A 12153-nucleotide genomic window follows, 5' to 3' on the forward strand; every position below is an offset into this window, starting at 1 on the left:
ATGTAGATTTACATAATTAAAGAAACCTAATGAAGCAAAAACTTTACATACTTACCATGCTGTTTTTTGTGGTATTTTCTTATATGCAGGCCCAAGAAAATGATAGGGTAGCTCTTCCTAATAAGATCTATTCAGATAGGATTACTGATGAAAGTGGTACACCATTAAGTGGACTTACCGTACGTGTAAAAAGTAAGGGGTTAAGAACAACAACGAATTCGAATGGAGAGTTTTCGATTAACGCTAGTAATGGAGATATAATTGAGTTGAGTAAAAATGGAGTCGTTATAAATACCTATCGTTTAACTGGCAGTGTATATTATGAAGTTCAAGATGAATCTGGAGTTATAGAGAATGATGAAAAGAAAAAAATAGGGTCATCTTCAAAAATTAGTAAGCGAGGAGGGGCATCTCAATTTCAACTTTATTTAGATTCAGCTAATTACAATAAAAAGAGAAACCCCACAAAAAGTATAGATCAAGTTGGAGGAGCACTATTAATTGCAAATGACAATAATAATAAAAGTCAATTGGCACAATCATATACTATTCTCGGAGATGTTTATATGAATTTAAAGCAATACGATTTAGCTGCCAGTAATTATAAAACATCTATTGATAATATTGATGATATAGCCGTACAATTAAAATTAGCAGATGCTTATTTTCGGGATAATGATACTAAAAAAAGTGAAAATAATTATAATGGAGTTCTGAGCAAGAAAAAGGTGTCAGATATGCAAAAAATAGTGGCATATAAAGGTTTAGGGAATATCTATTTGAAATTAAAAGAACATAATAAGGCTGTTGCTCAATATCAAAACGCATTAACAATAGCTCAAAAGGAAAAAAATACAGCTGAAATAACAGATTTAAACACGCGGATTTCAGAAGCATTAGAGGCAAGTGGACAAATTGCAAAGGCGGAAGACTTTTTAATGCTTGCACGGACAAATGTTCGTAAACAAAGTCCAAAGGAAGAAGCGATTCAAAGTCAACGTACGGCCGATTTTTACAGCCGTAATAAAAACGTTGATAAAGAGGTTTTACTTAGAAAAGAAACATTGAAAAATCTAGAAGATGCTGAGCTTAGTGAGGTTGTTATGGAAGATGATTCAGAAGCTTTGTCAAAACCAAAAGTTAAATATGATCTTGGAAATGCTTTATTAAAACAAAATAATTTTGAAGAAGCCATTCCTATTTTAGAGGAAAGTGCTTCTGAAGCGGAAAACAATGAAGACATTTTAACGCAAAAAGATGCCATACAACGTTTGTCAGAAGCATACGCTTCTGTTGGAGATGATAATAAAGCGTTGAGTAATTATCAAAAATATGTTTCTTTAGTTGATAAATTATATCAACAAAAGGAAGAGGAAATAAATGCTGTCGTTAGTCTTAATAGAGATCTATCAGAAAAACAGAATAGAATTACTAGCTTAGAAAAAGACAGGGAATTAACACAAAGTAAGTATCAATTAAGCCAATCAGAGAGCAGATTGACAATTGAAAATGATAGACGACAAAAACTCATAATATATGCGTTAATTGGTGGTTTGTTACTGTTGTTGTTCTCTTTATTTTGGATGATAAGAAGCAATAAACAAAGACGATTGGCAAATAATTTACTGGCCTTAAAATCATTGCGTACACAAATGAATCCGCATTTTATTTTTAATGCCTTAAACTCCGTGAATAGCTTTATAAGTCAAAATGATGAACGTACAGCCAATCGATATTTGACAGATTTCTCTACATTAATGCGAAGTGTTTTAAACAATTCTGAAGAAGATTTTATTCCGCTAGAAAATGAAATTGAGTTGTTAGAACTTTATTTGAAATTAGAACACTCTCGTTTTAAAGATAAGTTTGATTATGAATTAAATGTCGATGCAGCTATTGATAGAGGGCAATTTCAAATTCCACCAATGCTGTTACAACCTTATGTGGAAAATGCGGTATGGCATGGCTTACGCTATAAAAAGGAAAAAGGATTTTTAAAAGTGAGTCTGGACAAAATAGATGAAGAAACCATTAAAATTGAAATAGCTGATAATGGTATTGGTAGAGTAAAATCTAAAGCTTTAAAAACGGAACACCAGAAAAAACAAAAGTCGAAAGGAATGCAAAATATAAAGCAGCGAATAAAGATTTTAAATCAAATGTATAAAGATAAAGTTGATGTTTTTATTGAAGATATGCATGAAGATAAAACAGGAACCAAAGTGGTTTTGATTTTAAAAAAGGACTAAAAAGAAGTTGGAAGTCCGAAGGCGGAAGTACAGTAAAAAGGGAAGAGGTAGGAAATACGAAGAGCTAAAAATTAAATTTCGAAAAATGATAATTTTAAATGGGAAGATTGCTGCATGAGTATTGTCCCCTTGAGGGGGCTTTAGGGGTGTTTTTAGAATCAAATTTGATCAAAGCAATTACACAGTTACACAATTCAAAGATTTCACGATTAAACAATTACACGATTACGCATGATTTTAAAAACCATAATAGTAGAAGACGAGCAAACCAGTAGAGAAATCTTAAAGAATTATCTTGGTAAATATTGCCCAACAGTTGAGGTTGTTGGCGAAGCTGAAAATATAGATGAAGCGATGGTTTTAATTCGAAATAACGAGTTAGACTTGGTGTTTTTAGATGTAGAAATGCCTTATGGTAGTGGGTTTGATTTACTAGAGAAATTAGGAAACACAACATTTGAAGTTGTTTTTGTAACCGCTTACAATCAATATGCTATTGATGCATTAAACAATCATGCTTCCTACTACTTGTTAAAGCCAATTTCCATAGATGAGTTAATTAAAGCAGTTGATTATGTAACCACATTAAGATCCAAAGAAAGTGAATTGCAAAATGTAGGGTTAGTCCCGAAAATTAAAGTGAATGAAGGTAAAATAACAATACCTACACAAGACGGATTCGAGGTCTTAGAAATGAAAGACATTATGTATTGCAAGGCAGATGATAACTACACAGAGATCTTTTTAGAGAATAAGCATAAAAAATTAGTGAGTAAAACCTTAAAGTATTTTGAAGATATTTTGAAAGAAAGTGGTTTTGCACGTATTCACAAATCATATTTAGTAAATGTGTCTTATATCATATCTTATAAAAAAGGAAAGGGAGGTACTGTTTCTTTATCTAATGGGAAAGAGTTAAGTGTTTCAGCATCTAAAAAAGCAGACTTTTTATCTTATTTTAAGTAGTAAGGTTCGTACTCGGAAGTTTTTTGAAACCTTAATAATTTTTATAGTTAGCTATCCTATAAATTGATTAATTTTGTAGTATCTGAAGGTGAAAACGGTCAGTGTAATCTACAAACTTTTTAATATTAAAATATGATTATTAGAGAATTAAACGGGAAAAAGCCACAATTTGGTGATGATTGTTTTATTGCCGAAAATGCAGTAATTGTGGGAGATGTGCAAATGGGAGATCAATGTAGTATTTGGTACAATGCAGTATTACGTGGTGATGTGCATTTTATTAAATTAGGTAATAAGGTAAATGTTCAAGATGGAGCAGTGGTACATTGTACATATCAAAAATGTCCTACTACAATTGGAAATAATGTATCTATAGGTCATAACGCACTTGTTCATGGTTGTACAATACATGATAATGTTTTAATAGGCATGGGTAGTATCGTTATGGATGAATGTATTATAGAAAGCAATTCAATTATTGCAGCTGGTGCAGTGGTAACTAAAGGTACTACAGTAGAGTCGGGGAGTATTTATGCAGGTACGCCAGCTAAAAAAATTAAGGATATCTCTCAAGAACTAATCTCAGGAGAAATTGATAGAATTGCCAATAATTATGTTAAATATTCAAGTTGGTATAAATAATAAAAAGCTATAATTTGCGAAAAATAATTATTCTTATCGGTTTAGTTTCTTTAATTTTTTCCTGTGAAAAGAAACGAGAAAAGGTAGAAGAAACATCCAATATTTCTGAAAGTAAATACAATACAATAGAAAGTCTAAAATGGCTAGTTGGTAATTGGGATAATATAATTCCTGAACAGCAATCCTATGAGAGTTGGAAACAGAAAAATGACAGTACGCTAATTGCTTATAGCTATACAACAGTTTCTAAAGATACCGTTTTCCAAGAAAACATGCGTATTCAGCAAATTTCAAATCAGTTGATTTTAACGGTGAGTGTTCCAAATCAAAATGATGAACAGCCCGTTGAATTTAAGTTGATACCCGAAAGCAATAATGTATTTACGTTTATTAATGAACAACATGATTTTCCTAGTAAAATAACCTATACCAATCCTGTAAAAGATTCAATACATGCTTGGGTAGAAGGGCAAATTGATAGTACTTATAAGAAGATTGATTTTTATTTTAAAAGAAGTAATTAATGCAAAAAACGCTTGTTTTAATAGCACTAATACTAGTCTCTATAAGTTGTAAGACTGTTAAATCGACAACTCAGAAACAAATTCAACTTAGGTTTCTAGATGAATATATTGTGCCCAAGAACATTTCAATAGAGGGTAATTTAGTTGGTGGCTTGTCGGGAATAGACTATGCAAATGGCAACTATTATTTAATTTGTGACGACGCTTCTAATCCCAGATATTACAAAGCGAACATTGAGATAAATAATTCAAAAATTGATACAATTGCGTTTACAGAAGTGGTTGCTTTTAATGACAGCACACACTATTTGGATGTTGAATCTATACGGTTTGATAAAAAAACGAATAACGTTGTAATAACAAGTGAAGGGAGTGTTAATCTAAAAAAAGACCCCTCTTTTTTTAGTGTTGATTCTAAAGGTTCAATTAACCATTTTTTTGAAATACCAGACTATTTTAAAGCAACTAGTAAGCAGCAACCTAGAAATAATGGTACGTTAGAAGGTGTGGCAATTAGCTATGACCAAAAAGGATATTGGATTGCGATGGAATTGCCATTGGAATCGGATGGACCGGAGCCAAAAGTTTCGGAAACGAAATCGCCAGTTAGAATAACATATATAGATGCGAATACTAAAAAACCGACAATGCAGTTTGCTTATTTGTTGGATAAGATAGCAAAAGAACCGCAAGGAAACTTTGCTGTAAATGGGTTGACTGATCTGATTGAATATCATAAAAATCAATTTATTATTATTGAACGTAGTTATTCGTCGGGATTGGGAACACAGGGTAATACGATAAGAATTTATGCGGTTAATGCCGCAAAAGCCAGCAATACAATTGCTACGGAGTCATTAATTAATTCAGAACTAGTTCTAGCTAATAAAAAGCTTTTGTTCGATTTTGAAAGTGTAAGAAGTCAGTTGACTGATACAAGTATAGATAATATTGAAGGGCTGACGGTTGGTCCAACGTTGGCTAATGGAAATCAAACTTTGATTTTAGTAGCAGATAACAACTTCAACAAGTTAGGTGCTCAATTAAACCAATTTATTTTATTGGAAATTTTGAAGAAGTAAAATTTGTTTACCGTAGTAAAGTAGCATAAACAAAAAAATCTATTTAATGTTTAGGTAGTTAATAAAAGGGATGACGTAATTTTAGGTGATTTGAAATACGAATTTTTACTTTTTTTTATAATTTATAAAAAATATTTGTATCTTAGCAGTCTACTTAGAAAAGGTTTCGCCTTTTCTTTTTTGGGTGTTTTCATAAGTGTTTAGCGACAAAAATAATATCCCAAAATCTTAGACAGCTAAGTTTCTTAGCTGTCTTTTTTTTATAATTTATTAATAGTAATTGATTGGTAATAAATTGATTGGTAATTTTAGAAGTTTAAAAATGCTACAGATGCCGATGTGTCAATGCCGTTAACAATTCTTACTAAGGTTTTAATATCAGCATTGCTAAATAATTTATGACTAGGTTTTGTGGTTGAATTATTTAATAAATTATGGCGTTCTAAAATTGCTTTGGTTTGTCTAGCCACAGCTTCACCAGAATCAATAATAGTGAGCTTATTTCCAACTATTTTTTTAATTTGAGGTATTAAAAAAGGGTAGTGACTACAACCCAATACAAGGTAATCTATTTTTTGTTGTAACATAGGCTGTAAAAATTTTTGCAACAGATGTTCCATTTCCATACTATTTATTTGATCATTTTCTATTAAAGGCACCAATCCTTCCCCGATAGTTTCAATGACGGTTATACCCTCTGTAAACTTTTGTGAAGTACTATGGAATAAATCACTACTTAGTGTTCCTTTCGTAGCTAAAATACCAATAGCGTTTGTTTTAGTGTTTAATGCCGCAGGTTTAATAGCAGGTTCAATACCAATAAACGGCACATCGTAATTTGATCTCAAATAATCTATGGCATTAGTGGTAGCGGTGTTGCAGGCCACAACGATAAGCTTGCAATTTTTTTTTAAAAGTAACTCCGTGTTTTTTACACTCAGATTAATAATTTCTTGTTTTGACCTTTCACCATAAGGAGCATTTTTACTGTCTGCAAGATAAATAGTGTTTTCATTAGGTAAATGCTGGACGAGCTCTTTCCAAATAGAAATACCGCCAATGCCAGAGTCAAAAACACCAATAGGATTTGTAGAAGTCATATTACAAATATAAGATAATGCATAACTATCTTTAGGGTATTAAAATAAAAAATCCCGTTTAGAACGGGATTTTTTATTTTAATGTACTTTAGGTAAAATCTTATTTGATACCTAAGTTAGCTTTAACATCAGCCATTAGATCAGTCCCTTTAAAAACAACTAATCCTTTACCTGGAGTAGAGTCAATAACATAATCAAATCCTTTTGCTGCGGCAACGGCATCAATTGCTTTTTGAGCTCTTTCAGCTATAGGTTTATATAAATCAAACTCCTTTTTTTGTAATTCTTCACGAGCAGTTTGTTGATACATTTGTAATTTACGTTGTGCATCTTGAACTTCTTGTAGTCTTTTTTGATTTTCAGCATCTGTTTGAGTAGGTGCTTCTTTATCATACTTTTGCATTTTTGTTTGTAATGCAGTTGATTGTTCTTTGAAATCAGCATCATATGCTTGCACCACTTTTTTAAGTTCTTCTTGCATCTGTTTAGTTTCTGGCATTGCAGCAACTAATTCGTCAGTGTTAATGTGTGCTACTTTAGACTGTGCATTCACGGTCATAGCTCCCAAAATTAATACACTTGTTAATAGTAGATTTTTAAATAGTTTCATTTGTTTTTAATTTATTAATTATTGTTTATTGTTGTTCCTTGTATTATTATTGATCAGTGACATTAAAGTCAACATCTGTTTTCTATTGTCCTGTTTTTGTTGTGTCTTGTTTTTGTTTTATTGCTGCAGCTCTATCTTCTTTTAGTTTTGCAATTTCGTCCAAACGTTTCTGACGAGCTTCTTGCTTAAGCTTTATGGCTTCAGCTCTTTTTTGAGCTTTTTCTTCATTTTGTAATCTAATTTTTTCTCGTAAAGCATCATTTTTAGTTTTTCTTTCATCTGCTTTTGTTTTAGCTTTTTCAACTGCTACTTCTTGGGCTTCTGTCCGTTCCACTTTTTTTTCTGCAATCTCTTTAATCTTCCGACCTTTTACAATTTTATTTAATACTAACTCACTAATATCATATTGATTGTTTGAATAGAGCATAACCAAATCACTAGACTTGTCAAAAACAATATCGTATTTTTTGGCTAGGGCTATTTCTTGTACTGCATTATATATTTGATCTTGTACTGGTTTTACTAACTGCTGACGTAAAAAGAACATATCTCCGTTTGGACCAAAATAAGCAGCTTGCAAATTCTTTAAATCAAGCTCTCTGATTTCAATATCTTCTTCTTTTTCACTAATTAGATCATCAGTTAGCAAAGCTTTTTCGTTACTTAAATCTGTTTTTAAAGTTTCAATATCACTCTTTATTGCATCTAATTTTTGTTGCCAAGTAATTACTTTTGCCTTTAGTCTAGATTCCGCATCAACATATTCAGGTACATTGTCTAGAATGTATTGCATATCAATATATGCTATTTTTTGTGGCTTTTGAGCTACTACTACAGTACTTGCAAATATAGTTAGTATAAAAATTAAATTACGTATCATGCTACAATGTGTATTTAGAAAAAACCGTGCCAAAGTAAATATATTGCAAATGTACTAATTTAGTTAGAATTGTTGACCAATAATAAAATGTACAGATTGACCTGGCGTAACTAGATCAGTATCAAATCCTTTAGCAAAATCTATACCTAATAAACCAAATGCTGGCATATGTATTCTAATGCCTGCTCCAGCAGAACGTTTTAAATTAAATGGTGCAAAGTTATTAAAATCATCAAATGCTTTACCGCCTTCTAAAAACCCTAATACGTAAATTGAAGCGGTTGGTTTTAAAGTTATAGGATAACGAAGTTCTAATGAAAATTTGTTATAGATAGTACTACCTAAGTTAGAAGATAAGCTATTATTTTCATATCCACGTAAACCAACTGTAGTTCTACCATCAAATTGGCCGGAAGCTAGACCATCTCCACCTAAGTAAAAACGTTCGAAAGGCGAAACACCTAATTCGTTATTATAAGCACCTAAGAAACCAAATTCAACGTTAGACATCAAAACAAGTTCGTGTTGAGGTTTTCCCATTATTTTACTAAACCATTTACCACTAAAGTTAAGTTTGTAATATTCTAGTAACTTGAAACGCTCTGCAGAAGTTAAATTTTCATAATCTTTATCTTTACTATCAAACAATGAATATGGAGGTGTTAATTTAGCACCTATACTGAATGTAGAACCTAAGGTTGGAAAAATTGGATTATAACCAGCAGAACTTCTGCTAAAGTTAAGACCTAAAGATAAATTGTTTGAAATACCATTGTTAAATCCAAAAGTACCTAAGAAAAAGTTATCTAGATTAAAACGTTGGTAACTAATAGCCGTAGATAATGTGAAATAATCATCAGGCCATTTTAAACGTTGGTTTAATGCTAATGTAGCACCAATAATATTTAATTTTTGGCTTTTATCAACTTTATTTGTTTGGTAATTGTAGCTAAATTGGCTAGAGCTATATACAGATAATGATAATGATTTTGGTTTTTTACCTCCAAACCATGGCTCCGTAAATGATAAACTATATGAATTAGAAAAACGACTTGCTTGAGCACGCAATGCAACACTCTGTCCATCTCCTCTCGGAACAGGTTTGTATTCTTTACCTTTAAAAATATTCTTTATCGAAAAGTTACTAAAAGACAACCCTAAAGTTCCTATAAAAGTACTACCACCAAAACCACCTTGTAATTCTATTTGACTGGCACCTTTTTCAACAACACTATATTCAATATCAACTGTTTTATCAGCATAATTAGGTTGTACATCAGGTACAATACTTTCTGGGTCAATATATGGAAGCTGCCCTACCTCTCTAATGGTACGTATAATATCTTCTCTACTAAACAATTGACCTGGCATGGTACGCATTTCTCTCAATAATACATAATCATTGGTTACTTCGTTACCTACAAGTGTTATTTTTCTAATATTAGCAGGTTCATCTTCTCTAATTCTAATCTGAATATCAATAGTGTCATTTTCTACTTTGGTTTCTACAGGGATAACACTAGAAAATAAATAACCATTATTAAGGTAGAAGTTTGTAATATCTTGAGAATCTGGTGTTCCATCACCTTTAATACGCTCGTTCAATAATTTTCCATTATATATGTCTCCTTTTTCTAATCCAATGAACTGTTGTAAAATAGTATCAGAATAAACGGTATTCCCTAAGAATTCAATATTACCGAAATAATATTTTTTACCTTCGTTAACGGTAATGTCCAGATTGATGGTATTGTCATCGTTCCAAGAGATAGAATCTTTTAAAATTTGAGCATCACGATATCCTTTTTCTTGATATTTTTCAACTAATCGCTCTAAGTCGGCCTCGTATTCTTCTTCAATATATTTAGAAGGTTTCCAGAAGCGATAAAATTTCTTTTGCTTTGTTTTTTTAAGCTGCTTCGCAAGCCACTTATCTTCATGCTTTACGTTACCGCTGAATCGTAAGTTTTTTATTTTTATTTTATTTCCTTTATCAATAACGATCAATGCTTTTTCGGCATTATTATCAGTAGTATCAACTTTGGTATTTATGTTAACTTTAGTTTTTAAGAAACCTTTGTCGACATATTTCTTTTTAATGTAGTTTTTAGTCGTTGTTAAAAGGTTTTCGGTAAGCATTGCACCTTTTTTGAACTCTGTTTCTTTAATGAGTTCCTCACCCTTATTCTTTTTCACTCCTTCAACAGTAACGGAGCTAATTTTAGTAAGTTCTTGAACTTCGAACTCTAAATAAATAGTGTTATCATCAATTTTTGTGACGTAAACGTCAACATTGCTAAATAGTTTTGAGTTCCACAATTTTTTTATTGCTCCGGTCAATTTATCACCAGGTATTTTTATGGGCTGCCCAACGCGTAATTCAGAAAAAACGGTAATAGATTGGTCAGAAAATTGCTCATTTCCTTTAACAGAAATACCACCAAGTATATACGTATTTACTTTATTGAAATTAACATCGTCAATATTTATTTTTTTAGCAGGAATTGTATCAGTAGATGTTACAGCAAGGCTATCAATTGCAGAAGGGGTGATTATGGTGTCTGCAGTTTTTATAGTTGTTTGGGGGATGTCTTGTGCATTACTTAAAAATGCCGTTAGTGTAAATACTAAGAGTAATAGGTTGACCTTTAGTTTTCTAATCATTATTGTTTTGAATTTGTTCACTAATTTTCCCAAAGCGTCTTTCTCGACATTGATAATCTAAGATTGCTTTAAAAAAATCTTCTTTTCTAAAATCTGGCCATAATACATCAGTAAAGTATAATTCAGCATAGGCAATTTGCCATAATAAAAAATTACTGATGCGTTTTTCACCACTAGTACGTATCAAAAAATCAACGTCGGGCAAAGTAAATGTATATAAATGATTATTTATAATATTTTCATCAATTTCTTCGATTGAAAGCTGCTTATTAACAACTTTTTTAGAAATATTTTTAATAGTATTAACAATTTCTTCTCTCGACCCATAGCTTAATGCCAAATTTAACACCATAGATGTATTATTTTTGGTCAATTCAATAACTTCAAGTAGTTCTTTTTGAGCTTTTTTTGGCAAATTTTGAGTTTGACCTATCGTTTGTAGTCGAATATTATTTTGTTGAAAAGTTTCTAATTCATCTTTTAGCGAACTCACTAAAATTTTCATTAAGGCTTTTACTTCCGTTTTTGGACGGTTCCAATTTTCTGTTGAAAAAGCATATAAGGTAAGAACTTCAATACCGATTTCGGAAGCGGCTTCAACAGTTTGTTTTACTGCTTTAACACCATTACGATGCCCAAAAACTCTGAGCATTCCTTTTTGTTTAGCCCACCGACCGTTGCCATCCATAATTATGGCAACATGTTTTGGTTTTTTTTCGGTATTTATTTGTGTTATTATATCCATTGTGTGTTAAAAGGCACCAGTATAGCAACCTGGTCTACCAAAGGCATAAACTATTGTAATGCCAGTAAAAACATACCAATCATCGCTGTTGGGGTTTCCAAATGTAAATCTACTATCGTCAATTTCGTGGTTGTTGCCGTCAATAACATCTTTAAAAGTGTATCTAAAAGATGTTTCTAGAGCAATTCCCACATTTTCCATCAACTTCATTTTATAACCAAGGCCAATAGGGAAAACTACTGAGGTTGTTCTTTTTTTACCTCCATCAGGTCCAATCGTTGAATAATTTACCGCTCCTACTTGTGCTATTATATAAGGTGCTTGTGTAAATCCTGTTTTATTAAGACTATATTTGAAGAAGCTAAATTCTACTCCTAAGGCAGCTTCCAAAATTGAATTTCTAAATTGGAGACCTCTGTCTTGCCTCACACTACTTTGTGCTCTACTATCATTATCACTTAAACGTGTATATAAACCCGTAGCTCTGAAGGTGATTCTAGGAGTGTAATTAAACTTGGCAACACCACCAATAGCAATTCTATTGGGTTGAATATAATATTCAGAACCAATATCACCAATGTAATTACTTCCGCCTAAAAAGACACCTGCTTCATACAGTTGTGCTGATGAAATACTTGTAATTAGTATAAATATATTAAATAAAAGCCTTTTTCTCATTTTAAAAAATGTT

Annotated in this window: 11 protein-coding genes; 5 read left to right on the forward strand and 6 right to left on the reverse strand. The window is 31.6% G+C overall.

Annotated elements, in window-relative coordinates; translation table 11 throughout:
* Positions 1 to 29 precede the first annotated feature (29 nt).
* The 5 genes from FF125_RS03105 (at position 30) to FF125_RS03125 (ending at position 5463) form a co-directional block, all read left to right on the forward strand.
* Positions 30 to 2249 carry a histidine kinase gene (locus tag FF125_RS03105; RefSeq protein WP_138948404.1) on the forward strand — a complete coding sequence of 740 codons (2220 nt, stop codon included), beginning with the start codon at positions 30 to 32 and terminating at the stop codon, positions 2247 to 2249.
* A 231-nt stretch (positions 2250 to 2480) separates the two neighbouring features.
* Positions 2481 to 3215, forward strand: a complete 735-nt coding sequence (locus FF125_RS03110) for a LytR/AlgR family response regulator transcription factor (RefSeq protein ID WP_138948405.1) — start codon at positions 2481 to 2483, stop codon at positions 3213 to 3215.
* Between the two features lie 132 nt (positions 3216 to 3347).
* Positions 3348 to 3857: a gamma carbonic anhydrase family protein gene (locus tag FF125_RS03115; RefSeq protein WP_138948406.1), complete on the forward strand. Its 510-nt coding sequence runs from the start codon at positions 3348 to 3350 to the stop codon at positions 3855 to 3857.
* 14 nt (positions 3858 to 3871) lie between these two features.
* Positions 3872 to 4381: a DUF6265 family protein gene (locus FF125_RS03120; RefSeq protein ID WP_138948407.1), complete on the forward strand. Its 510-nt coding sequence runs from the start codon at positions 3872 to 3874 to the stop codon at positions 4379 to 4381.
* Positions 4382 to 4491: 110 nt separating this feature from the next.
* Positions 4492 to 5463, forward strand: a complete 972-nt coding sequence (locus tag FF125_RS03125) for an esterase-like activity of phytase family protein (protein ID WP_175418855.1) — start codon at positions 4492 to 4494, stop codon at positions 5461 to 5463.
* A gap of 308 nt (positions 5464 to 5771) precedes the next feature.
* Here the strand turns inward: FF125_RS03125 and murI are convergent, their stop codons facing one another.
* From murI to porG, 6 genes are all read right to left on the reverse strand, one after another.
* A complete protein-coding gene (murI, locus tag FF125_RS03130; protein WP_138948409.1) occupies positions 5772 to 6563 on the reverse strand; it encodes a glutamate racemase in 792 nt (263 codons plus the stop codon).
* Positions 6564 to 6663: 100 nt separating this feature from the next.
* A complete protein-coding gene (locus tag FF125_RS03135; RefSeq protein WP_138948410.1) occupies positions 6664 to 7173 on the reverse strand; it encodes an OmpH family outer membrane protein in 510 nt (169 codons plus the stop codon).
* An 82-nt stretch (positions 7174 to 7255) separates the two neighbouring features.
* A complete protein-coding gene (locus FF125_RS03140) occupies positions 7256 to 8053 on the reverse strand; it encodes an OmpH family outer membrane protein (RefSeq protein WP_138948411.1) in 798 nt (265 codons plus the stop codon).
* Between the two features lie 63 nt (positions 8054 to 8116).
* Positions 8117 to 10717: an outer membrane protein assembly factor BamA gene (gene bamA, locus FF125_RS03145; protein WP_138948412.1), complete on the reverse strand. Its 2601-nt coding sequence runs from the start codon at positions 10715 to 10717 to the stop codon at positions 8117 to 8119.
* Positions 10710 to 11462, reverse strand: a complete 753-nt coding sequence (locus FF125_RS03150; protein WP_138948413.1) for an isoprenyl transferase — start codon at positions 11460 to 11462, stop codon at positions 10710 to 10712. Before FF125_RS03150 ends, bamA begins: the two co-directional genes overlap by 8 nt.
* A 6-nt stretch (positions 11463 to 11468) precedes the next feature.
* A complete protein-coding gene (gene porG / locus FF125_RS03155) occupies positions 11469 to 12140 on the reverse strand; it encodes a type IX secretion system protein PorG (protein ID WP_138948414.1) in 672 nt (223 codons plus the stop codon).
* Between the last annotated feature and the right edge of the window lie 13 nt (positions 12141 to 12153).

Source organism: Aureibaculum algae (assembly GCF_006065315.1).
Classification (GTDB): domain Bacteria; phylum Bacteroidota; class Bacteroidia; order Flavobacteriales; family Flavobacteriaceae; genus Aureibaculum; species Aureibaculum algae.

Bases quoted from the DNA above. Each gene is read 5' to 3' on its own strand.
- FF125_RS03115 (WP_138948406.1), top strand. From the start codon at position 3,348: ATGATTATTAGAGAATTAAACGGGAAAAAGCCACAATTTGGTGATGAT.
- FF125_RS03140 (WP_138948411.1), bottom strand. From the start codon at position 8,053: ATGATACGTAATTTAATTTTTATACTAACTATATTTGCAAGTACTGTA.
- FF125_RS03150 (WP_138948413.1), bottom strand. From the start codon at position 11,462: ATGGATATAATAACACAAATAAATACCGAAAAAAAACCAAAACATGTT.
- FF125_RS03105 (WP_138948404.1), top strand. From the start codon at position 30: ATGAAGCAAAAACTTTACATACTTACCATGCTGTTTTTTGTGGTATTT.
- porG (WP_138948414.1), bottom strand. From the start codon at position 12,140: ATGAGAAAAAGGCTTTTATTTAATATATTTATACTAATTACAAGTATT.
- FF125_RS03135 (WP_138948410.1), bottom strand. From the start codon at position 7,173: ATGAAACTATTTAAAAATCTACTATTAACAAGTGTATTAATTTTGGGA.
- bamA (WP_138948412.1), bottom strand. From the start codon at position 10,717: ATGATTAGAAAACTAAAGGTCAACCTATTACTCTTAGTATTTACACTA.
- FF125_RS03110 (WP_138948405.1), top strand. From the start codon at position 2,481: ATGATTTTAAAAACCATAATAGTAGAAGACGAGCAAACCAGTAGAGAA.
- murI (WP_138948409.1), bottom strand. From the start codon at position 6,563: ATGACTTCTACAAATCCTATTGGTGTTTTTGACTCTGGCATTGGCGGT.